Source organism: Planococcus wigleyi, from assembly GCF_014836985.1.
Taxonomy (GTDB): Bacteria; Bacillota; Bacilli; order Bacillales_A; family Planococcaceae; genus Planococcus; species Planococcus notacanthi.
Genome location: NZ_JACSPU010000007.1, coordinates 50485 through 74708, shown reverse-complemented (window position 1 = coordinate 74708; position 24224 = coordinate 50485). Strand labels below are relative to the sequence as shown.

Below are 24224 nucleotides of genomic sequence, written 5' to 3'. Positions count from 1 at the left end.
ATGTATTCTACTCTTTTGTTTGCCAAATTAGAAGAAAAGCGATTATATTTTTTAATACATAGAAAAGAGGCTGCTTTTATGAGACGAGATGGTCACATTCATACGAATTTTTGTCCTCACGGGACTAAAGACGCAACAGAACTATATATTGAAAAAGCAATAAAGTCCGGGTTTACAGATATTTCCTTCACCGAGCATGCACCGCTCCCGGGTAACTTTACAGACCCCACTCCTGATCAGGACAGCGGCATGAGCATGGAGCAGCTCACACCTTATCTCCACGAAATCACCCATTTTAAAAATGTCTATAAAAACGATATCCGCATCCGCGTAGGTTTGGAAGTGGACTTTATCTCAGGATACGAAAAAGAAACCCGCTCTTTCTTGGATGACATCGGACCAGCTCTCGACGATGCCATTCTTTCGGTCCATTTTCTCAAAGCAGATAACCGTTATTTCTGCGCCGATTACAGCAAAGACGTCTTTACTGAATTGGCAGCTGCAAGCGGTTCAGTGGAAGCTGCTTATAAGCTTTATTATGACACAGTGGAAGCATCCATACACGCTGACCTCGGCCAATTCAAACCTAAGCGCATCGGCCATCCGACACTGATCCATAAATTCCAATTGGCGCATGGCGAAAAAGTCGATGATAGCGCACAGATTCACTATATTCTCCAATTAATGAAGAAAGCCGGTCTGGAGCTTGATGTGAATGGTGCAGGATTCTCGAAACTAGACTGTTTGGAACCCTATCCACCACTCTCTTTTATCGGATATGCCAAGTACCTCGGCATCCCCCTGGTTTTTGGATCAGATGCCCACAATGTCAATGGCTTGCATAAGCATTATGATAAAATCTATACTTACTTAAGTTGAACCATTACTTAACAAAATGAAATGGGGTTATCATTTATGTTTACGCAAACCGATTACAGCGGCAGTAGTATAGAACAATATACAATGTTATCAAAGCAATTGGATGCTTTATTGGAAGGCGAAAGCAACAGCATCGCCAACCTGAGCAATGCCTCTGCTTTGCTGAACCAATTTCTTGAACGCATCAACTGGGTAGGATTTTATTTGATGGAAGACGGCGAGCTTGTCCTTGGCCCGTTTCAAGGTCTACCGGCCTGCGTACGGATTCCAGTTGGGAAAGGCGTCTGCGGAACTGCCGTAGCTGACAAAAAAACCATGTTGGTCGAAGATGTCCAAGCATTTCCTGGCCACATCGCCTGTGATGCAGCGTCCCGTTCTGAAATTGTCATTCCACTGATGAAAGAAGATCAGGTGATCGGTGTCCTGGATATCGACAGCCCTGAGCTGAGCCGTTTTACAGAAGACGACCAGAAAGGTTTGGAGCTTTTCGTTGAAGTTTTAGCTAAGCATCTGTAATAGGAAGACCCTGGACTCGATGGTCGAGTCCAGGGTCTTTTTTAGATTTCCTGAAGTTTTGGTTTCACCTGTTCGAACGCATGGTTGAGGTCAGCGACCAAATCATCCGTATGCTCAAGCCCCACTGACAGCCGCAGCAAGGAGTCACTGATGCCCATCGCTTCTCTGTTTTCCTGGGGTACAACGGCATGGGTCATGGTAGCCGGATGCTGGATCAGTGTCTCGGCATCACCCAAGCTGACAGCAATTTTGATGAGGGACAGCGAATCCAGAAATTGTTGTGCCTGTTTTTTGCCGCCTTCAATTTCAAAAGAAATCAATCCGCCGCCCTGCCTCATTTGCTGCTTGGCAATTTCGTACTGTGGATGCTGAACGTCAAATGGATAGTAAATCTTTTTCACCAGTTCCTGCTGCTTTAAAAATTCCAGCACTTTCTGAGCATTTGCGACGTGACGGTCCATCCGTACGTGAAGCGTTTTCAGCCCGCGAAGCAGCAGCCAGGCGTCAAAAGGCGACATGATGCCGCCAATATCCTTCTGCACGGTCATCCGGACATGCTGCATTTCATCTGCATCACGCCCCACCAAAACGCCGCCAACCACATCCCCATGGCCGTTCAAGTATTTGGTGGCACTATGCAAAACAAAATCAGCTCCCATCCGCAGTGGATTCTGCAAATAAGGCGAACTGAATGTGTTGTCTACAACCACACGGAGATTATGCTTTTTCGCCACTGCCATTACGGCTTGCAAGTTGACCAGTTCCATCGTTGGATTGATCGGTGTCTCCACATAGATGCAGACTGTTTCCGGCTTAATCGCTTGCTCCACTTCCTGTTCCGTCGTCATTGACACCAAATCATGCGTAATGCCATATTTCTCTTCCATAATCTCAAGCAATCCGAACGTGCAGCCATAAATCCCTCTCGAGCAAAGCACGTGATCGCCCGCTTTTGTCAAATAGATCAATGTGGCGCTTACTGCGGCCATTCCAGAACCAAAAGCCAACGCCCCTTGGCCCCCTTCAATTTCCGCCATCCGCTCTTCCAATACCCGGACCGTCGGATTGCCGAGACGCGAATATATATTGCCTTCACTGTTTCCGGCAAATCGGTCTTCCCCTTCTTGCGCATTGGCAAAAGAATATGTCGAGGTCTGATAAAGCGGTGTCACCAGACTGTCGTGATGTTCGGAGCTGTTGTATCCTTTGTGGATCACAGCCGTCTCCATGTTCATCTCTTTATTTCTCATAAATACCCACCCCTTAACTAAAATAGAAAGCGCTTACATTCATACTTAATTTCATTCTACCTTGAACAATCAAAAAAAGGAAGCTGTTGCTTTTAAATGTTCTAGAGCTCTCTGTTGACTTAAAGAGCGAAAATCGGTTATACTATGCTTTGTGTAAAATAATCGCAGCAGTTGTATGTGCGTGTTCGTCCATTTTATTCCTCATTGCAGGTGTATCGTGTAACTCTTTGGCTGCTGAGCGAAGGTACAAGAATATAAAATGGCTTGCAGCATGAATGCATCTGGTTTTTATTTTACTCTAAAAACCAAAAACAGAGGAGGAGACTTATATGTCTCGTTATACAGGTCCATCATGGAAACTGTCACGCCGTTTGGGAATTTCTCTTACAGGCACAGGTAAAGAATTAGAAAAACGCCCTTACGCACCAGGTCAACACGGTGCTAACCAACGCAGAAAAGTTTCTGAATACGGTTTGCAACTACAAGAAAAACAAAAACTACGCTTCATGTACGGAGTTAACGAACGTCAGTTCAAAACTTTGTTCAACAAAGCCGGCAAAATGCCTGGTAAGCACGGTGAAAACTTCATGATCCTTCTTGAAGCTCGCCTTGACAACGTAGTTTACCGTTTGGGTCTTGCGCGCACTCGTCGCCAAGCTCGCCAGCTTGTAAACCACGGCCACATCCTTGTTGATGGCAAACGCGTTGACATTCCGTCATTCAGCGTGAAACCAGGACAAACAATTGCTTTCCGCGAAAAATCAAGCAACCTTGATGTAGTAAACGAAGCAATCGAAGTAAGCAACTTCGTTCCTGAATACGTAACTATCGATACTGATAGCAAAACAGGAACATTCGTACGCCTTCCAGAGCGCAGCGAATTGTCTGCTGAAATCAACGAACAATTGATCGTTGAGTACTACTCACGTTAAGGAAAACTTTTTCCTGAGCAGAGTGATGAAAACCCTCAATTCCTTGTTAATTCAAGGATTTGGGGGTTTTTCTTTATGCTGATGAGACCTTTTAAACGCCGTCGTTTGAAATTTTAGGATTCTGCAAACAAACTCCGATTGTCTGCAAACAATTTGTTTATTCTGCAAACAACCATGGCAATTCCGCAAATAACCCCTCCCATTCCGCAAACAAACATCCCGTTTCTGCAAACAATCAGCCAGACCACATAAAAAAATCCCCGAGACCTCTACAGGACACAGGGATTTCGTACTTTATTAAACTAAATGAACTCTATTTTGTTTCAAAGCTTGTGCGAGCGTGTTATAAACTTCAATGTCGATAAATTTAATGCCTAATTGTACAGCAGTTTGTGCGATGACCGGACTAATACCCGACAATGCAACTTGGACGCCGATGATTTCAAGGCCTTTGATCAATTGAAAAACCTGCTGGGCAACCATCGTATCGATGAGCGGCACGCCGGACAAATCGATGAACAGTTTTTCCAAGTTGTGCTTGGAACTTTGCGCCAGTGCTTTTTCAAACATGATTTCTGCACGATGAGGAGTGATTTCACCAATCAATGGCAGCATGCCTGTCTTTTTAGCCAGCAGAATGACGGGGGCACTCATTTCTACAATCATCTGCTGCTGGGAGTTCATCCGCTTTTCAGCAGCTTTCGAATTTTTATCCGTAAATTCCACAATCACTTTACTGATGGTTTGAACGACGGCCGTGGTCCAATCCATCAGTGTTTCGTGGCTGATTTCTTCTTTATGGGCTAAGGCATAAGCACCGATTTCTTCCAGGTATTGTTGCTGAGTACGGAAAAACTCTCCGATGACTTCCACAATCGGCGTATCAAGATGAGCTTCATCTTTGGCGATTGTTTCGATCCAATCCTGAAAATCTGACATAAAATCACGTTCCCCCTGCTGGAACATGGCACAAAAACGAAGATGAAATTCGTGGTTCTGCTCTTTCAGCAAGGTCACTTTATCCGGATCATTTGTCCCGTACACTCCTGCTTTATTTTTATCCAAGGAGTCATACCAGTCTTCTGTCATTTTCCAGGTTCGTGCGCTTAAGTACTCAAACAAGTTTTGGTCTTTCAACATTTACCAGCTATTGCGACGGCTGCATGATTGGATATCCTGCAAATCCGAACAATAGCCTCACCCCACTCTCGCTTATAATTTCAATTCAATAAATCCCAATCAGACGGTCCTTCAATTGTTTACCTTCCTATGCTTACCCAAATAAGCGGAAATTGAATCCTTCTTCACCTGACTGTAAGTCGACAATCAAGTTAATTGGCCAGAATCCATCAGTTGTATCTCTTAACCATCATACTTGGTTTTGCCCATTTCAACAATTCAGAACAAAAAAATTTCGATAGCATGGTAAACTAATAAAAAATGGAGGTGGAGCTGGATGCGAATTATTTCAATTTGCCCGAGCAATACAGAATTATTGGCATTTTTAAATGCGGAACATTTATTGGTCGGCATTGATGATTATTCAGATTGGCCAAAAGAAATTACGGCATTGCCTCGGCTTGGGCCAGATTTATCAATCCGTATGGATGAACTCGAAGCCTTAAAGCCCGACTTGGTTCTGGCTTCGCTGAGCGTGCCCGGAATGGAAAAGAATGTTGACGAACTGGTCCGGCGAAAGATACCGCATCTCGTACTGGATCCTCAAACGCTGGAAGAAATCGGGCAGGACCTGTTAAAAGTGGCCGATGCCTGTGGAATCGATGCCACCACTGTCCACTCTGAATACTTATCGGTTATCGAAGACATCAAAAAACGCGGCGAAAAAGCGACAGCTCGGCCATCCCTCTATTGGGAATGGTGGCCAAAACCCGTTTTCACGCCAGGGAACATCAACTGGCTGAACGAGATCAGCCGCCTAACAGGCGCCCGCAACGTTTTCGATGATATCGATTCAGCCAATGTCCAAACCGATTGGAATGATGTATTCAACCGTCAGCCTGATTATATATTGCTTGCTTGGGTCGGCATCCTGACTGCCAAAGTCAAACCGGAACTCGTCAAAAAACGCCCGGGATGGAATGAAATGAAAGCCATCGACCAAATTCACGTTATGGAAGAAGAACTATATTGCCGCCCTTCTCCTCGATTGATTGAAGGAGCTATCCGCCTGGGGAAACTGATTCATCCCGAAGAGTTTTCCGACATGGAACTCCCCCGCTTCATTAAAGAAAAACAGGTCTAGATGCCAGGTGCAACGTTTTTCCCATCACTCGGCAAACAAAAAAAGCCATCCAACAGGATGGCTTTTTCCAATTTAGAATCATCTTTACAATCCAGCTTGGCCACGGCGGTTGCCGCGCAGCGGGTCATTGTCCAACTCGCTTTGATCGCCTCTTATGGTTGTCGTCTTTTCATTCCCGATCAGCGGATCCCGTTCACCGATAAAAGTGTCACGGTCATTGCGGTCCGGAATCGTACTGTCGTTTTCTTCGACCAGCACCAAAATTTTTCCTTCATTAAAATGCGTTTCGTACATTTCTGCTTCTTCGTCCGGGATTCCAAGTCCGATCAGGGCACCTGCAAGGCCCCCTACACCAGCTCCTGCAGCTGCCCCCGTTAGACCAGCTGCTATCGGCCCGGCTGCTACAATCGGGCCGATCCCCGGAATTGCCAAGGCGCCAATTCCAGCCAATACGCCACCGAGGCCACCAAGAGCTCCACCGGTTATCGCACCGGCCGCCGCGCCTTCCCCAGCATGCGTCCCCGTTTCTTCTGTTATGTTTTCTGTTTCCTTTTTGTCTTTGCTCAATACGGAAATATCTTCACTGCGATAGCCTTGCCGTTGTAAATCTTCAATTGCCCGAATGGCTTCGTTTTCCGTTTCGTATGATCCAACTACTCTTGACATTTCCATCGCCTCCCAGAAGTTTTAGTAAAGTCAATCGCCGTTCATTCCTCATCTTACCCGCTGCATTTCTGTTTAAACGTTCATCCTCCATTTTCCTTTTAAACGGCAAAAGAGCAGCCGAAATTTCTCCGGCTGCCCTTTTATTGTTATTGTTTATTGGAACTGGACCATATGGTATTTCTTTTTGCCCCGGCGGATGATGGCAAATGCATCTTCCAGTCGGTCTTTTTCATCAACTACGTAATCCAGATCGACAACTTTTTCACCGTTTACCGAAATCGCGCCATTCGTAACATCTTCGCGTGCCTGTCTTTTCGATGACGAAATGCCGGCTTCAACGATCAAGTCGACAATGGATTTGCTTTCTTTCGGCATTTCCACTGAGGGTACGTCTTTAAAGGCAGCTTTCATTTCTTCTGCTGACAAGGCCTTCAAGTCTCCGCTGAACAAAGCTTTCGTGATGCGCTGTGCATCAGCAAGGGCTTCCTCACCGTGAATCAGTTTAGTCATTTCTTCCGCCAAAGTTTTTTGTGCTTTACGCAGGTGTGCTTCAGTTTCTACTGTCACTTCCAACGCTTCAATTTCTTCGCGGCTGATGAACGTGAAAATCTTCAAGTATTTGATGACATCCGCATCTGCTGCGTTGATCCAGAACTGGTAAAACTCATAAGGCGTCGTCTTTTTCGGATCTAACCAGACAGCGCCGCCGGCTGATTTACCGAATTTGGTGCCATCTGCTTTTGTTACCAGCGGAATGGTGATGCCAAATGCTTTTGCTTCTTCGTCATGTGTTTTGCGGATCATTTCAAGGCCGGAAGTAATGTTCCCCCACTGGTCGGATCCACCGATTTGGATGCGGCAATTGTGTTCGTTGTATAAATGGTTAAAGTCGATTGCCTGTATTAACGTGTAAGAGAACTCCGTAAAGGAAATGCCCGTTTCCAAGCGGGATGCGACAGAATCTTTAGCGAGCATGTAATTGACCGAAATCAACTTTCCGTAATCACGCAGGAATTCGATGACACTCATCTTGCCGACCCAGTCCCGGTTATTGACCATTTTCGCCCCGTTCTCGGATTGGAAATCAAAAATCTGTTCCATCTGTACTTTAATGCCTTCCACGTTGCGGTCGATCTGTTCAGTTGTCTGCAGCTGACGCTCTTCATTCCGCCCTGAAGGGTCTCCAATCATTCCTGTCGCTCCGCCAACCAATAAGATCGGCTGATGGCCATGCATTTGAAAACGGCGCAGCGTCAATAAGGGAACAATGTGCCCGATATGCATGCTGTCTGCCGTCGGATCGACTCCACAGTACAAGGAAATTTTCTGTTCATCCAATAATTTTTCCATACCTTCTTCATCGGTCTGCTGGTACAGCAAACCACGCCATTGTAAGTCTTGAATCAATTCGTTCGCCATTGTAATTCCTCCTCAAAATTTTAAAGCGATGAGAACCGTAAAAACCACATAAAAAAGCCCCTGCATGATCGATTCATGCAGGGACGCAATTGCGCGGTACCACCCAGCTTGGAGAAAAGATTCTCCCTCTCATCATGTGCCGAACGGGGCACTTCCGTAAACTCCAGGCCTGTAATTCGAATCATATGTTTTGACCGGTTCGCACCATCCACCGGCTCTCTAGACAAAATCACATGCTCTACTTCGGACCCTTCAACGTTTAAAATATCAAATATACTAGTAGTTTACTTTATTATATGGCATTGTCAATAAGTTTAGGTGCAATTATGAGAATATGATATAATATAATGGATTTTAGGAGGGCGATAATGTGCGTGATAAAATAAAATATTGGACGAAAAAAGCCGAGGAAACAACCGATAGATGGGCTTCAACCAAATGGTTTAAGCGACTGAGCATTACGTCAGGAGTCATATGGAACCTGGCATTGATTCTGGCGATTGTCCTGGTTACAGGCGGAGTCTTCGCAGCGTCAGTTGGAGCCGGCTATTTTGCTTCGCTGGTGGATGAAGAGAAACTGCGGACCCCGGATGAAATGCGTGGCGAAATCTACAGTTTTGAAGAAACATCAGAACTGTATTTCGACAATGATGTATACCTTGGAAAGCTGCAGACAGATTTGGAGCGTGAAGTTACGACATTGGATAAAGTGTCAACCTACGCCAAAGATGCCGTTCTCGCTACTGAAGATGAATACTTTCTCGAGCATGAAGGAATCGTGCCAAAAGCGATTCTCCGAGGCCTGTTCCAGGATGTATCAAATTCAGACAGCCAGACAGGCGGTTCAACGCTGACACAGCAGTTGATCAAAAATCAGATTTTGACCAATGAAGTTTCCTATGAGCGAAAAGCGAAAGAAATCCTTTTGGCTATGCGCCTGGAAAAATTCATGACAAAAAACGAGATTATGGAAGCCTACTTGAATATCATTCCTTATGGCCGAATTTCTTCTGGTGCCCATATTGCCGGTATTGAAACGGCAGCAAAAGGGATATTCAATGTGCCGGCGAGTGATCTGAACCTTCCACAAGCGGCATTCATTGCCGGCATTCCAAAAGCCCCGTATAGTTATACTCCGTATATTGAAGGCGGGGATTTAAAAGATGAAGTTGGATTACAGCCCGGTCTTGACCGGATGAAAACGGTGCTTTATAGAATGAAAGAGACTGAATACATTACCCAGCAGGAATACGATGAAGCCATCGCTTACGATATCGTATCCGATTTCCGCCAGAACGAATCGCGATCTTATTCCGAGTTCCCCTTCGTTACAGTGGAAATTGAAAAACGGGCTTCCCGCATTCTTATGGATGTTTTAGCTGAAAAAGACGGCATTGATCCTGCCACACTTACAGAAAACGATAAGCTTTACGAAGAGTATGCAATTCTTGCAGACCGGGCAGTCCGTTCAAACGGCTACCGGATTCATTCGACCATCGACAAAGATCTTTATCTGGCACAGGAAGAAGCTCAAAAGTCGTATCCATCATATGGCACGACCGTTGGTGGCAAAGGAACAAACGATGAAGGAGAAGTTGTTGATAAACAATTCCCAGTTCAAGTCGGCAGCATCATGATTGAAAATGCCACTGGACGCATCCTTAGCTTTGTTGGGGGGCGTGACCATGATGTCGAAAACCTGAATCACGCCACATCAGCGTACCGATCAATGGGGTCTACCGTAAAACCTCTATTGGTTTACGGCCCTGCTATCGAATTGGGACAGATTGGTGCCGGCTCACCGTTGGTCGATGTGAAATTCGAACATATGGACGGCAGTACAATGTGGAGACCTGCAAACTTTATTGCTACAAGTGAACAGGGGATTATGCCGGCACGCGATGCATTGGCGCAATCCCAAAACTTACCCACTCTTCGTTTATTTGCTCAAATTCAACAGCAAATGCCGATCCAGTACATGATGAACGCTGGATTTACGCGTGTTGAAAAAGCGGAAAACGATAACTACTCTTCTGCCCTTGGCGGAGGAATTGAAGCATCTGTAGAAGAAATCACCAATGGATATGCAATGGTCGGAAACAATGGCCAATATGTTCAAACGACGATGATCGACAAAATCGAAGACGCTGAAGGCAATGTCATCTACGAACATAAAGTGGAGCCGGCAGAAGTATTCACGCCTCCAACTGCTTACGTGTTGACGGATATGTTGCGCGATGTCTTCAAGACCGATCGCGGAACAGCGAAACGGGCAAATGGTTTATTGAAATTCAATGCCGATTTCGCTGGTAAAACAGGAACAACCCAGAGCACAAAAGACGTGTGGTTGGTCGGCTATAACCCGAATATAACCATGGGCGTCTGGCTCGGCTATGATTCTGAAAAATTCACTTTGTCACAGTTTGAAAACCGCGATTTGCCGGCTTCTCTGCGTGTCAATCAATTGTGGGCGCGTTTGATGAATGCCAGTTATGATGTCAAGCCAGAACTGGTCGGTACAGCCGAGAAGTTCAAACAGCCCGAAGGCGTCGTGACGAAGTCATTCTGCGGAATCTCCGGACTTGCTCCAGGCGGCGCCTGCCAAGAAGCGGGACTTGTCCGTTCTGATTTATTCAATGCCAAAGCAATGGTTCCAACAGAAAAAGACGATAGCTTAACCAGTGGTTCATTTACTTCGATCAATGGAAAACGCTATGCTGCCTTATCAAGCACGCCAAGTGAATTTGTTTCTGGCGGAGGCATCGGCGTGTCGCAGAAATACATCGACCGCATGATGGCACCGTTCGGCGGAGACGCCAGCAAGCTGTTCCCTGGCAATTCGAAGTTTTCTTCTGTTGTTTCAGGCGCTGCATTCAAAGCTGACGGCGCAGCTCCTGCAGGCGTCAAAGCGGCCATCAATGGCAATACGATTACTTGGACCGATTCTCCTTCCAATGACGTGGTAGGATATCGTGTCTACAAAGGCGGTTCCCGTGTGGCCTCAATTTCTGAAGCGAAAGGAAATTCCTATTCTGCTTCAGGAGCCGGAAGTTATACAGTAGTGGCCGTAGATATTACAGGCAAGCAATCGGCAGCTTCAAGCAGTGTCAGCATAGCGGCACCGAAGCCGAAACCTGAACCGAAGCCAGAACCGAAACCAACACCGCCGCCGGAAGAAAAAGAACCGGAAGCGGAAGAAGAAGCACCTGCTGAAGAGGAAGTTGAAACACCTCCTGCTGAAGAAGAGGAAGAAGCTCCTCCGGAAGAAGAACCTGAAGAGCCTGTTGAAGAAGAGCCTGCTCCAGACGAACCGGAAGAACCCGAAGAGCCCGCTGAAGACGACGCGGCTTAACAAAAATAAACCCCGATTCGCCTGAGTAGCGAATCGGGGTTTTATTTCTTAAAAAAGAAGCCGTTCACGTGAACGGCTTCTTTTTCTGTGCATTAATCTTCCATTGTAGATAAATCGCCTGTCGGCAAATCCAGCTCCCAAGCTTTCAAGACACGGCGCATAATCTTACCGCTTCGCGTTTTTGGAAGTTTATCCTTAAACTCGATTTCACGTGGCGCTGCATGCGCAGCCAAGCCTTTTTTGACGAATTGGCGGATATCCTCTATTAATTCTTCCGATGGTTCATAACCGTCAACCAGAGCGACAAACGCCTTGATAATTTCACCACGTACCGGATCTGGTTTGCCGATTACACCGGCTTCGGCAATTGCTGGATGTTCCAACAGTTTGCTTTCCACTTCAAACGGGCCGACGCGTTCACCTGAAGTCATGATGACATCATCCACTCGTCCCTGGAACCAGAAATAGCCTTCTTCGTCCATATAAGCCGAATCTCCTGAAACATACCATTTGTCTTTCAGGAAATAGGATTCGTATTTCGCTGGGTTGTTCCAAATTTGGCGCATCATAGCCGGCCAGCCTTTTTCAATGGCCAGGTTGCCCATTTGATTCGGCGGCAGTTCATTCCCCTGGTCATCTACAATCGCAACTTTGAGGCCTGGCACCGGTTTGCCCATCGACCCCGGCTTGATAGCCATAGATGGATAGTTACAGATGGTCTGCGCACCCGTTTCCGTCATCCACCATGTATCGTGGATACGTTTATCGAATACTTGAGCTCCCCATCTCACTACTTCAGGGTTTAATGGTTCGCCCACCGATAATACATGGCGCAGTGTCGATAAATCATACTCTTTCACTAAAGCGTCCCCCGCTCCCATCAGCATACGGAAGGCAGTCGGCGCGCTATACCAGATGGTTACGCCAAAATCCTCAATCGCTTTGTACCAGCCATCCGGCGAGAAACGTCCCCCTAAAATGACTGTCGTAACACCGTTGAGCCAAGGTGAAAACACCCCATATGCCGTTCCTGTCACCCAGCCTGGATCCGCTGTACACCAATAGATATCGGTTTCAGTGAAATCCAAGACCCATTTGCCGGTCTGGTATTGCTGCACCATTGCATACTGGGCATGCAAAACACCTTTCGGCTTGCCTGTGGAACCCGATGTATAATGAAGAACCAAACCATCTTCTTTGTCCAGCCACTCAATTTCAAATTTATCGGAACTGGTTGGCAAGTGCTTCAGTACATCGATGTGCCCCTCGTGTTCAGCGACGTCTTCTCCCACCAGGAAAACCGTCTCCAATTTCGGCAAACGGTCATACGGTACACGGCTCAACAGCTCCGGTGTCGTAATGATCGATTTGGCATCACTGTCATCCAACCGGTCATAAATCGCACCTTCCATAAATGCTTCAAATAACGGTCCGACAATCAGACCCATTTTCAACGCGCCAAACATCAGAAAATACAATTCTGGAGAACGTGGCATGAAAATAAAGATCCGATCCCCTTTTTCCAATGTTGAATTTTCCTTCAATAAATTGGCCGCACGGTTTGTCATGCGCTTCATCTGATAGAATGTATACGACTCATTTCTATTCTGATCCTTGTAGTACAGAGCCACTTTGTTTTTTCGGTCGGAATCGGCATGGCGATCAATCGCTTCATGAGCCATATTTACTTTTCCGCTTTCATACCAACTGAATTCCTTCTCGACTTCAGTCCAATCGAAATTCTCAGCTATCTCTTCATAGTTATGTAATTGATGCACCCCTGCTCTTGCTGGTAACGCTTCCACTTTCATCCTGATCACCCTTTCAGATTGATTACCTTATATTCTACAACATTGTCACAATTGAATGCTAATTATTTTAACTTTTTAGAAAATATAGCTTATTTCGCCAGCTTTTTTCCATATCTTCCATCAGTTCATGTATAATGTAGCTATTGTATCCTACAGGCGGTGAAAAGATGGAACATAAAAAAACGTATAACTCCACGGAGCTGGAAACCAAACATGGTCTTTTGACCATCGAAGGCCCTCTTCCTGGAAAAGAATTAAATGAACTCGAGTTTCATGAAGACCTGGTCGCTTTCAGGCCACCTGCCCAACAGCATAAGGCCATTGTAGAAATTGCTGACTTGCCGGAAGGCCGAATTCTTATTGCCCGCGAAAACAATACCATTGTCGGTTATGTCACATTCCTTTATCCTGATCCTTTGGAACGATGGTCCGAAGGAAAAATGGACAACCTGATCGAGCTCGGTGCAATTGAAGTCATCCCCAAATACCGGGGCAGCGGCGTCGGAAAATCATTATTGAAAATCTCGATGATGGATGACGCTTTTGAAGATTTCATTGTCATTACCACTGAGTATTACTGGCATTGGGATTTGAAAGGAACCGGCTTAAATGTCTGGGAATACCGCAAAATCATGGAGAAAATGATGCAAGCCGGCGGGTTGGAATATTATGCCACGGATGATCCTGAAATCAGCTCACATCCGGCCAATTGCTTGATGGCAAAAATCGGCAGCCGTGTCGACAATGAATCGATCCAAAAATTCGATCAGCTGCGGTTTATGAATCGTTATATGTACTGATTTATTACTGAAGGGGTGTTCATATGCTAGTGGAAGAAATTATGAAAACCGATGTTTTTACATTGAGTTCTGATCAAACGGTCCAGGACGTCATGGACTTATTTAAGGAAAAACGCATTCGGCATGCACCGATTGTCGATGACGGAAAAGTGGTCGGGATCGTAACCGATCGGGATCTTAAAGATGCTGTCCCATCCAGATTCACCGTAGCTCCTAAAGGTGAACCCTATAAAAAGAAAGTGGCAGAAATCATGACGCCCAATCCCGTCACTGCCCACCCGCTCGACTTTGTCGAAGAAGTGGCGATGATTTTCTATGAATATAAAATCGGCTGTATCCCTGTTGTCAGTAACGATGAGCTGGTCGGTTTTCTGACAGAGACGGATCTTCTCTATACCTTCATCGAGCTCACAGGTGCCCATCAGCCGGGCTCTCAAATTGAGGTCCGTGTGGAAAACCGTTCCGGAATCCTGTATGAGGTGTCTAAAGTTTTCCATGAGCAGAACGTTAATGTACTGAGTGTACTCGTTTACCCCGACAGAGAAAACAACAGCAACAAAATTCTTGTTTTCCGCGTTCAGACGATGAATCCACTCGCCATCATCAACGACCTGAAAAAAGAAGGATTCGATGTCCTATGGCCAAACATGCCGCAAGTGAACGAATGAAACATGCTGTATTCATCTTTTCAGAAGATCAATTGGGGTATAAATTTTCTGAAACACATCCATTCAACCAGAAAAGACTCGTTTTGACGATTGATTTATTAAAAAAAATGAATGCGCTTCCAGATGAATTGGTTGTCCCTGCACGCATCGCCACTGACGAAGAACTGCTGCTTGCCCACGATGAGCGGTATATCGACATCGTCAAGAAAGCAAGCCGTGGAGAAATCACGCCAGAAGCCGGCGAAAGCTACGGCATCGGCACGGAAGATACACCGATATTCGAAAACATGCATGAAGCCAGTGCCCGTCTGGTCGGTGGAACCTTAACGGCTGTCGATTACGTCATGGAAGGAAAAGCGCAGCATGCGTTGAACTTAGGCGGCGGGCTTCACCATGGCTTCAGAGGCAAAGCTTCCGGGTTTTGCATCTATAACGACAGCTCAGTTGCCATCAACTACTTGAAAAGCAAGTACAATGCGCGCGTCATGTATATTGATACCGATGCCCATCACGGCGATGGCGTTCAATGGAGTTTTTATGACGATCCCGATGTTTGTACGGTTTCCATCCATGAAACTGGCCGCTACCTCTTTCCAGGAACCGGAAACATCAATGAACGCGGCAGTGGCCAAGGATATGGAACTTCTTTCAATTTTCCGATCGATGCATTCACCGAAGATGAATCTTTTCTCGAAATTTACCGTACGTCCATGAAAGAAATCATTGAATTCTTTAAGCCAGATGTCATTTTGACACAGAATGGAGCAGACGCCCATTATTTGGACCCTCTGACGCATTTATACGGTACTATGAATATTTACAAGGAAATACCCAAGATTGCTCATGAACTCGCTCATGAGTACTGTGATGGCCGCTGGATAGCTGTTGGCGGCGGTGGATATGATATTTGGCGCGTAGTTCCGAGAGCTTGGTCGTTAATTTGGATGGAAATGAACAATTTTTCCATTCCAACAGGCAAGTTGCCGGTTTCTTGGATGGAGAAATGGCAGCCGGAATCCCCTGTGAAATTGATTGACACTTGGGAAGATCCTCCGAATATGTATAAAGCCATTCCACGGAAAGCCGAAATCACTGACAAGAATCAGCAAATGTTGAATAAAGCACTGTATATGATCCGCAATAAATAAGGGTGATCATAGCAAAAAAGAGCCGCCGGAGAAATTCCGTCGACTCTTTTTTTGTTCATGCGATAAGAAAGCCTGTCTGGATTTGCAATCCGGACAGGCTTTTCTAAATTCTACTTGATCACTCTTATTGCATCTATAGCGGTTATTCTTGCTTCGTCGATTGTCTTTCTTCGATGCGGTATGGAAGAATGACCTGCTTTTCTTCAATTTCCTCATCGTTCATATACTTCGTCAGCAAACGCATTGAAACTGCTCCAATATCATAGAGCGGGAAAGCGACAGATGTCAGTGTCGGACGAGCCATGCGCGCCAGCTTTGAATTTTCATAGCTGATGACTTCTGCATCTTCCGGTATTGTTTTCCCTAGCTCTCCCAATCCATGGAGAACACCGATCGACATTTCGTCATTGCTGACAAAATAAGCAGTAGGCTCAAAAGCAGCCAACGTTTTTGCTGCTTCGATGCCTTCATCATAAGTGTTGTTGCATTCCACAACCAAGTTCTCATCAAACTCAATGCCTGCGTCTGCCAATGCTTCTCGATAAGCTTTCAACTTATAGGCTTTATTGATTCTTGAAGTGAACGGTCCCGATACAAAAGCAATTTTTTTATGGCCATTGTCGATAAATTTCTTGACCACTTCATAGGCAGCACCATAATAATCGATATTAACCGAAGCAATTGCTGCCGATTCATCTATCGAACCTGCCAAAACGATTGGCGTTGGAGAACGTTGCATTTCATAAAGAAGTTCAGATGAGATTACATCGCTCATAAAGACGATGCCATCCACTTGTTTACCCAGCATGGTTTCCAATAACTGAAGTTCCTTATTTTCGTTCTGATCTGAATTGGATAAAATGATGTTGTAACGGTACATCGTAGCGATATCTTCAATTCCACGGGCTAATTCAGCATACATGCTATTGGAAATATCGGGTATGATGACGCCGACCGTCGTTGTTTTTTTGCTTGCAAGTCCACGAGCAACAGCATTTGGACGATAGCCCAATTCTTCTATTACTTTCAATACTTTCTTTCTTGTGGCAGGTTTTACGTTTTGATTGGCATTTACTACACGTGACACAGTAGCCATGGAAACGTTTGCCTCACGTGCCACATCGTATATCGTAACGGTCATTGTGCGCCCTCCTTTTCCAGTCTTTCTCTAATCATACGACAAATTCTTCAACAATATCAACTAAAAAAAGAAAAGCCGGAGTTTATCCGACTTTTCAGTGTCACACTTTCATTTCATATTGTTTCATGAACTTCATCAACGCATCGTAGTACTCATCGAATTGACCCAAATCCATTTGTTGTTGAGCATCTGATAAGGCTACTGCCGGATCCGGATGAACTTCAGCCATAACGCCATCTGCTCCAATTGCGATTGCAGCTTTAGCTGCTGGCAACAATAAGTCACGGCGGCCGGTTGAATGCGTTACGTCAACAAATACCGGAAGGTGCGTTTCTTGTTTCAAGATTGGCACTGCTGAAATATCCAAGGTGTTGCGTGTCGCTTTTTCATATGTGCGGATACCGCGTTCGCATAAAATGATGTTTTCATTTCCTGAAGCGATGATGTATTCAGCCGCATTGATGAATTCTTCGATAGTCGCTGACATTCCGCGTTTCAGTAGAACCGGTTTGTTGATCGACCCGACAGCTTTCAGCAATTCGAAGTTCTGCATATTGCGGGCGCCGACTTGAACTACGTCTACGTAGTCAAGAGCAGCTTCTAAATGGGAAGGTGTGACGATTTCAGATACAACAGCCAAGTTATACTGATCGGCTGCATTTTTCAGCATCTTCAATCCTTCTAAACCAAGACCCTGGAAATCGTAAGGCGATGTACGCGGCTTGTAAGCTCCACCGCGGATCATCTTCAATCCTTTAGCTCCGATGGCTTCAGCAACTTTCGATACTTGATCCTGAGATTCAACTGCACATGGGCCAAAGATGAAAGAAGGCTCACCAGCACCGACTTGTTCGCCGTTGATTGTAATAACAGTATCTTCAGCTTTCTTTTTGCGTGAAACGAGCAATGCTTTGCGTGTATCTTCTTCTTGCATGTTTAAGGCAGATTTGAAGATTTCCTTAAAAATATGATCAACGGTCTTCTGTTCTAATGGACCGTCATTATTATCTTTCAGCAAGTTCAACATGTGGCGTTCCCGCAACGGATCGTAGCGGTCAACTCCTTGTTTTTCTTTCAATTTTCCGATGTCTTGAATTACGGAAGCTCTCTCGTTGATCAGAGACAGAATTTGCAGGTTGACTGCATCCACTTTTTCTCTTAGCTGTTCTAAATCTAAATTACTCATTCTATAACTTCCCCTTTCGCGAATAACCTTTATCAGGTGACTCATATTAACATGATAGGACTATTATAAGCAAACTATTCGGTAAAGTCACGAAATTTATTTTAGCGATTCAACGCGCTAAAGTATTTCGAACATGAAAAAGCCGAAGCACCAAGGCTTCGGCTAATTTCTAAGCAATAAATTCTTGCATAGATTCTCTTTTAATATTGTTGTGGGAAGCGTGCCAATCAACTTTTTGACTCGTAAAATGGAACAATTGTGGCGACTCATGCTTAACTCCCGTTATCTCTTCAATCGCTTGAGAGAATTCCCGGTCTTCTTGCACCACTAGATACAAAAAGACTTGGTGCGGGTGTAATGAGCAATATTCGTTATACTCATTCCACGCTTTAGCAGATACCGGGCATGTACTGCTATGTTTAAAAAGCCAGTAATGCTGGTTATTCCCCACAGCTTGCTTTAAACTGTCCAGACTGTTTACATGCATTAAGTTTTCCATCTAAACCGCTCCCAGATTAATTCTTTTTATTGTAGGTGTTGCTCGATGAATTATTGGATGATTTGTTGTTGCTGTTGTTGCTGTTGTTGCTGTTAGAGTTTGTTGATTTATTCGTGTTGCTGGTATTTGACGATTTATTGCTGTTGTTGTTGCTGCTGGTCGTATTTGGACCTGCGCTTGAATTCGCAGTGTTGCTGTTTGTGCTGCTGCCAGTGTTGCCGGCTATTGACGACGAACTTGAACCCGATTTTTTTTCTTCTTTCACTTCTTCAACTGCTTCTTTTAAAGCGTTAGCAGTAGAAGTGAACGCATCGGATCCTTTTTTGTCCGCTGACTGGCTTGCACTGTTTTGGACAGTCGAATGGATGTTGATGGACTCTTCGCCTTCAGATGAAGCTGTGCCATCGTCCATTGGTGACGTTCCGCCTTTCATGTTTTTCACTTTATCAACAACTTTAGTTGATTGTTCTTTTAATTGTTGAGCAAAACCAGCAGAATCATCGTTAGAATCCGATTGCTGAGCTGCTTTTTCTTTCAATGTAGTGGCTTGATTTTTTAAATCAGCCTGGAATTCTTTGCCCGATTTTGGAGCTAGGAATAGAGCAGCTGCAGCTCCGACGATTCCGCCGACTAAAATACCGACTAGGAAACTCGAGCCTCCGCCTGATTCTTCATAATCATATAAGTCGTCATAACGGTTAGAAGCGCCGTACGACTGCGGCACATAATCACTTTGCTGATAGTTGCGGCCGCTGTTCTGGTTGTATTGACCGCCTTGAGTGTAGTAATCCTTGTTATACTGTGAATCGTTATAGTTGTTAGATTGGGTAAAATTATCTTTGTTTTTGCTCATTGATATTCCCTCCAATTAGTATTAGTGGTAAAAGCAGTTTTAGTATTGTTCGTTATGCGGTAATTTTTTTTGGCCTGGTACTGGTTCATAAGTAGAGTTTGCACGAGCTTCATAAATTTTACGCTCATTCCATTTGTCGCGGATGCCCATAAAGACATTGCCCCATTGGACAACTTGTGCGATCTTGTCTTCGTTCTGTTCTACTTGCACACCAACGCGTGACGTGATGTGGCGGACAGTAGAGTTCAAATCAGTAACAGAGTTGCCGACGCCTTTAACTGCATCAACTACACCATTCAATTTTTCTGATTTTACTTGAATGTCTTCAGCTAGTTCATTTGTCTTATGCAGCAGATTGGTTGTTTCCAACGTTACCCCCTGCAATTGATTTTCAAGACCAGCTACGGTGCCTGAAACTTCTTTTAAAGTGTTTTTCAGCGAATTTAATGTCATTGCCAACGCTACGCATAGAATTAAGAATCCAACAGCGGCGACGATCGCGGCAATGTAAAGCAAGATTTGCCAATCCATCCTGTTTCCTCCTTTTAACGAATTTATGTTATATCCCTTTTCTACCCTTGATAAGTTTGGGTTAAACACGGACTCTATTATTATTCGACAAAAACACTTGTATTCCTGCATAAAAAAAACAGTTTAACCCGAAAGTTAAACCGTTTCTCCTGTATTCAATACATTTTCAAAAGCTTCCTGGAATTTGGTGACATCTCCAGCGCCCATAAACAAATAGACAGCATTGCTATGCTCTGTTAACGACGCAACTTCATCCAGTTGCAGCAGGCGGCTGCCTTCAATCTTTTCAGCCAAATCCTGAATCTTCAATGTGCCCGCTTTTTCCCGGGCAGAACCGAAAATATCACATAGATATACATGATCTGCTTCAAGCAGACAATCCGCAAATTCCTGCAGGAAAGTCTGAGTCCGTGTGAATGTATGCGGCTGGAATATCGCGATAAGCTCACGCTCCGGATATTTTTGGCGAGCTGATTGCAAGGTCGCACGAATTTCTGTTGGATGATGAGCGTAATCATCTATTAAAATCCGATCACCGATTGCCGTTTGTGTAAAACGCCGCTTAACGCCTTCAAAATCTTCAAATTGCTGCTGAATGATATCAGCTGGAATATTTTCATAATGGCAAAGCGAAATAACTGCCAATGCATTCAAAATAGCATGGTCCCCGAACATTGGTATTGTGAACGTATGATAAAACTCATTGCGGATGACTACATCAAAAGTTGTTCCGGCAGTGGTTTTTTCCACATTTCTAGCCTGGAAATCATTTTCTTCACCAAATCCGTAATAGACCACTGGAACCGGTGCTTGAATACGCTGTAAGTATTCATCGTCCCCACATGCAATAATGCATTTCTTCACTTGCTGAGCCATCTCTTCAAAAGCCTTGAAGACGTCATCTACGCCAGTGAAGTAATCCGGGTGATCATAATCGATATTCGTCATGATTGCGTAATCAGGGTGGTAAGCAAGAAAATGCCGACGATATTCGCAAGCTTCCGCCACGAAGAAATGAGAGTTTTCTTGGCCAACCCCTGTTCCGTCACCAATTAAATAAGATACAGGTTTGTAACCAGCTAAAACATGAGCCATTAAACCTGTCGTCGAAGTTTTTCCATGGGCTCCTGTAATGGCCACTGAAACGTATTGCTTCATCAAGTCGCCTAAAAACTGGTGATAGCGAATGATGGTCGCCCCTAATTCCCGCGCTTTAACCAGTTCAGGATGGTCATCCCCAAAGGCATTGCCTGCAATGATTGTCATGTTTTTTTCTATATTGCTTGCATCAAACGGCAAAATGGTGATGCCTCTTTCACGAAGGCGGTCTTCCGTGAAGAAATGCTGTTCGATATCAGAGCCTTGAACTTTTTCGCCCATATCATGCATGATTTGTGCAAGCGGACTCATACCGGAACCTTTGATACCGGTAAAATGTAAAACTGTCATAAATGAACCTCCTGTGGAAGTTGAAAATTAGTCTATAGAAATGCATTGCATCGTCTATAGCTGATGATGATTAGTGAGTATTTAATTGATAGGAATTGCATCATTTTTTTGATCACATGCCTTTAAATCTTCCTACTGCGACCTGTCAGCTTCCTCTGCGCAATAAGCGAAGTCCGACTTTCCATGATAGCATCATAAACACAATATAGTATTATACCACAAATTTGCTATCTCACGAAATGAGCCAGTATTCTTACTATTACACCAATTGACAAAGCAGGAGACAGTCTATTGGCTATTGCCTGCCTGCTTCGCCAATCCGGCTATTTTATGAATGAAAAACTTCTTCGATATCAGATTCAGTGATCAGAACCGATCGGGCTTTGCTGCCGTTCTGTTCGGAAATAAAGCCGTGTTGTTCTATCAAATCCATTAATCTTGCTGCACGGTTATAACCGATATGGAACTTTCGTTGAAGAAGTGAAGTAGAAGCACTGCCCTGTATCATGATAAAACGGCATGCTTCTTCAAATAAATCATCCTGTTCAGCAGGAGACTCACTCCGCTTGATCAGTTCCTCTTCTTTGAAGAAGTATTCAGGTTTGCCTTGCAGCCGGACATGTTCAATGACTTTCTCAATCTCATCATCCGTAACAAATGTGCCCTGCAGGCGGCTTGGAGCGGACATTCCATTTCCTAGATACAACATGTCCCCTCTTCCGAGAAGGCGTTCTGCCCCTTGGGAATCAAGGATAGTTCTGCTGTCGACTTGTGAAGAAACCGAAAATGCAATGCGCGTCGGGATATTGGATTTAATCAAGCCCGTAATGACATCGACAGACGGCCGTTGCGTTGCGATCACCAAATGAATGCCACAGGCTCTTGCTTTCTGTGCAATCCGGCAAATCGAATCTTCAACATCCGAAGGAGACATCATCATTAGATCAGCCAACTCATCAATAACGATGAGAATATAAGGAAGATGTTGTGCATAATCTCCTTTTTCTTTCACCATTTTATTGTAGCGGCTGATGTCGCGCACTCCGCTGTGTGCGAAGAGTTGATAACGGCGTTCCATTTCTTCAACGGCCCATTTAAGTGATGCCGTTGCAGCTTTGACATCCGTAATGACCGGGCTGACAAGATGCGGGATGTGGTTATACGGTGCCAGCTCAACCATTTTCGGATCAATCAGCAGCAGTTTCAAGTCTCTTGGCGACGACTTATACAGCAAACTGACCAATAGTGAATTAATGCAGACGGATTTACCAGATCCTGTTGCTCCGGCAATCAAACCATGCGGCATTTTGCGCAGATCCAATGTCACCGGCTTCCCTGTTAAATCCAATCCTAGTGCAGCTTCCAGTGGCGAATCCGATTCTTCGAATACCGCACTGCCGATTATTTCGGAAATGCGCACTGCACGGCTTGTCCGGTTCGGTATTTCGATGCCGATCGAACTCTTGCCTGGAATCGGAGCCTGGATTCGGATATCCCGTGCAGCCAGCGCCAGTTTTAAATCATCCGCTAAATTACGGATTTTGCTGACTTTCACTCCTTTGGCCACCTTCAGCTCAAATTGCGTGACAGCCGGCCCTTGGACAGTACTTAATATTTCAGCTTTGATCTGAAAATGCGATAACGCTTCGATCAAGCGCTCGCCTTGCTCTTCCATCCACTCTTCGTCTTTCCGGTCGTTTTCAGGTGCCAGTAAATATTCGGGTAAAGGAAATTCATAGGCTTTTGACTCGGCTTCAGATACGGAGTTCAATGCATGGGAAGGCTGTTCAGCTAAATCTGCCGTTTTTTTTTCCGGTGATACGGCAGATCCCCCTGTTGTTTCCTCTACAGGTGCAGCAGGAGATGACAATTTTGTTTTATTTTTTAGCAGGTCTTTGTCCGATTTAAGCATCAAAACATTAAAAGGCACTGTTTTTTCACGCTTAGGCGCTGGCACGGATTTCGGTTCCGGTACCTGATCTGTTTCCGGCTCTGCCATTGCTTCTGCTACATGTTCTGTAGTCGCTGCTGGTTCTATTGCAGGTTCCGGTACTTGTTCTGCCACTGTTTCCGGTACTTGCTCAGCTTCTGGTCCCGTTACATGTTCAGGCTGCAATTCCGTTTCTGGCTTGGGCTGTGTTTCCAGCTCCTGCTCTGCTTCAACTGCATCGGCTGATTCAGTTGTTAACGGGTCGTTATGTATTAAGGTTTCAGTGGTTTCGGCCTCCGTCTCTACGTTTGAAGGAGCTTGAGAAGTTTCGTGCACCACAGGTTCTGGATGTTCTGCTGTTTCACGAGCTGTTGTCTGCACCGGCTCGTTCTCGAAAATCGGTGCAATCTCATGCTCAACTACAGGTCTTGGCTTATGCCAACCAGCTCTTGCTCTTGCCTGAATCGCTTCATCATGCAATTCACGGTTATATTTATTTTCTCTTTCTTCTGTCATCTTTTGTGTGGGTGCAGGGCGTGACGTATTATAGCCGTAAACCGATGAAACTGAACGGCTAGGTTCGAAACGGCGCGCAGTATTAACAGGCAGTTCGGTCGCTTTGCGTTTTGGTGCAGGGCGTACCGGGGCCTCTTTTGGTCCCATAATTGGTTTTTCTGTTGGAACGACCGATTCTTTTCGCAAAATCTCTCTTTCACGCTCATCGAAAATAGGCATTTTCGGGCGGATTTCTGTCCGTTTTACATCACGGATAAAATCGTCTTTTTCTTCATCTGGAATAAGCGGGAAACGAAAAGGCGCTTTTTCTTTTTTGGCAGTCGGGGCCGGTTCATAGAGAACCTCTTCTTCCGTTTCCTCAACATCATCTGCATCTGTGAACATGCGGTTCCATACGTTTTTAATCCAGCTCATT

Annotated in this window: 20 protein-coding genes and 1 other annotated feature; of the genes, 8 read left to right on the top strand and 12 right to left on the bottom strand. The window is 45.0% G+C overall.

The window, feature by feature from the left end:
- Positions 1–78 precede the first annotated feature (78 nt).
- Together hisJ and H9630_RS17195 are read left to right on the top strand one after the other, a co-directional pair.
- Entirely contained in the window at positions 79–879 is an 801-nt protein-coding gene (gene hisJ, locus H9630_RS17200; RefSeq protein ID WP_191716715.1) for a histidinol-phosphatase HisJ, read from the top strand.
- A 36-nt stretch (positions 880–915) separates the two neighbouring features.
- Positions 916–1395 (top strand): GAF domain-containing protein, encoded by a 480-nt coding sequence (locus H9630_RS17195; RefSeq protein ID WP_191716714.1) that lies wholly within the window; start codon positions 916–918, stop codon positions 1393–1395.
- 41 nt (positions 1396–1436) lie between these two features.
- Here H9630_RS17195 and megL read toward each other — a convergent pair whose 3' ends face one another.
- Complete coding sequence (gene megL / locus H9630_RS17190) at positions 1437–2645, bottom strand: methionine gamma-lyase (RefSeq protein ID WP_191716713.1); 1209 nt, start codon at positions 2643–2645, stop codon at positions 1437–1439.
- 329 nt (positions 2646–2974) lie between these two features.
- Between megL and rpsD the strand changes: the two genes are divergently transcribed.
- Positions 2975–3577 carry a 30S ribosomal protein S4 gene (gene rpsD, locus H9630_RS17185; RefSeq protein ID WP_191716712.1) on the top strand — a complete coding sequence of 201 codons (603 nt, stop codon included), beginning with the start codon at positions 2975–2977 and terminating at the stop codon, positions 3575–3577.
- Between the two features lie 297 nt (positions 3578–3874).
- Here the strand turns inward: rpsD and H9630_RS17180 are convergent, their stop codons facing one another.
- Positions 3875–4717 carry an STAS domain-containing protein gene (locus tag H9630_RS17180; protein WP_191716711.1) on the bottom strand — a complete coding sequence of 281 codons (843 nt, stop codon included), beginning with the start codon at positions 4715–4717 and terminating at the stop codon, positions 3875–3877.
- 316 nt (positions 4718–5033) lie between these two features.
- On the opposite strand from H9630_RS17180, the gene H9630_RS17175 reads away from it, so the two are divergent.
- Positions 5034–5840: a cobalamin-binding protein gene (locus tag H9630_RS17175; RefSeq protein ID WP_191716710.1), complete on the top strand. Its 807-nt coding sequence runs from the start codon at positions 5034–5036 to the stop codon at positions 5838–5840.
- 84 nt (positions 5841–5924) lie between these two features.
- Here H9630_RS17175 and H9630_RS17170 read toward each other — a convergent pair whose 3' ends face one another.
- Entirely contained in the window at positions 5925–6512 is a 588-nt protein-coding gene (locus H9630_RS17170; protein ID WP_191716709.1) for a general stress protein, read from the bottom strand.
- Between the two features lie 147 nt (positions 6513–6659).
- A complete protein-coding gene (gene tyrS, locus H9630_RS17165; protein WP_191716708.1) occupies positions 6660–7925 on the bottom strand; it encodes a tyrosine--tRNA ligase in 1266 nt (421 codons plus the stop codon).
- 76 nt (positions 7926–8001) lie between these two features.
- Positions 8002–8190 (bottom strand) — a binding site (T-box leader).
- A 105-nt stretch (positions 8191–8295) separates the two neighbouring features.
- On the opposite strand from tyrS, the gene H9630_RS17160 reads away from it, so the two are divergent.
- On the top strand, positions 8296–11277 hold the full coding sequence (locus H9630_RS17160) for a transglycosylase domain-containing protein (RefSeq protein ID WP_191716707.1): 2982 nt from the start codon (positions 8296–8298) through the stop codon (positions 11275–11277).
- A gap of 92 nt (positions 11278–11369) precedes the next feature.
- On the opposite strand, the gene acsA is transcribed toward H9630_RS17160, so the two are convergent.
- Positions 11370–13088, bottom strand: coding sequence for an acetate--CoA ligase (gene acsA / locus H9630_RS17155; protein WP_191716706.1), 1719 nt, complete (start codon positions 13086–13088; stop codon positions 11370–11372).
- A 167-nt stretch (positions 13089–13255) separates the two neighbouring features.
- Between acsA and H9630_RS17150 the strand changes: the two genes are divergently transcribed.
- From H9630_RS17150 to H9630_RS17140, 3 genes are read left to right on the top strand one after another with little or no spacing between them, the layout of a single operon-like run.
- Positions 13256–13888 (top strand): GNAT family N-acetyltransferase, encoded by a 633-nt coding sequence (locus H9630_RS17150; RefSeq protein WP_191716705.1) that lies wholly within the window; start codon positions 13256–13258, stop codon positions 13886–13888.
- A 23-nt stretch (positions 13889–13911) separates the two neighbouring features.
- Entirely contained in the window at positions 13912–14556 is a 645-nt protein-coding gene (locus tag H9630_RS17145) for an acetoin utilization AcuB family protein (RefSeq protein WP_191716704.1), read from the top strand.
- Positions 14553–15704 carry an acetoin utilization protein AcuC gene (locus H9630_RS17140; protein ID WP_191716756.1) on the top strand — a complete coding sequence of 384 codons (1152 nt, stop codon included), beginning with the start codon at positions 14553–14555 and terminating at the stop codon, positions 15702–15704. The genes H9630_RS17145 and H9630_RS17140 overlap by 4 nt, the downstream gene beginning before the upstream one ends.
- Positions 15705–15846: 142 nt before the next feature.
- Here the strand turns inward: H9630_RS17140 and ccpA are convergent, their stop codons facing one another.
- The 7 genes from ccpA to H9630_RS17105 form a co-directional block, all read right to left on the bottom strand.
- Positions 15847–16845, bottom strand: coding sequence for a catabolite control protein A (gene ccpA / locus H9630_RS17135; RefSeq protein WP_191716703.1), 999 nt, complete (start codon positions 16843–16845; stop codon positions 15847–15849).
- A gap of 100 nt (positions 16846–16945) precedes the next feature.
- Positions 16946–18031, bottom strand: a complete 1086-nt coding sequence (locus H9630_RS17130) for a bifunctional 3-deoxy-7-phosphoheptulonate synthase/chorismate mutase (RefSeq protein WP_191716702.1) — start codon at positions 18029–18031, stop codon at positions 16946–16948.
- Positions 18032–18200: 169 nt separating this feature from the next.
- A complete protein-coding gene (gene ytxJ, locus H9630_RS17125) occupies positions 18201–18530 on the bottom strand; it encodes a bacillithiol system redox-active protein YtxJ (RefSeq protein ID WP_191716701.1) in 330 nt (109 codons plus the stop codon).
- 16 nt (positions 18531–18546) lie between these two features.
- Entirely contained in the window at positions 18547–19383 is an 837-nt protein-coding gene (locus H9630_RS17120) for a YtxH domain-containing protein (RefSeq protein WP_191716700.1), read from the bottom strand.
- Between the two features lie 39 nt (positions 19384–19422).
- Positions 19423–19914: a DUF948 domain-containing protein gene (locus tag H9630_RS17115; RefSeq protein ID WP_191716699.1), complete on the bottom strand. Its 492-nt coding sequence runs from the start codon at positions 19912–19914 to the stop codon at positions 19423–19425.
- Positions 19915–20049: 135 nt separating this feature from the next.
- Positions 20050–21363 (bottom strand): UDP-N-acetylmuramate--L-alanine ligase, encoded by a 1314-nt coding sequence (gene murC / locus H9630_RS17110; RefSeq protein WP_191716698.1) that lies wholly within the window; start codon positions 21361–21363, stop codon positions 20050–20052.
- 328 nt (positions 21364–21691) lie between these two features.
- Positions 21692–24223: a DNA translocase FtsK gene (locus tag H9630_RS17105; RefSeq protein ID WP_191716697.1), complete on the bottom strand. Its 2532-nt coding sequence runs from the start codon at positions 24221–24223 to the stop codon at positions 21692–21694.
- Position 24224 lies beyond the last annotated feature (1 nt).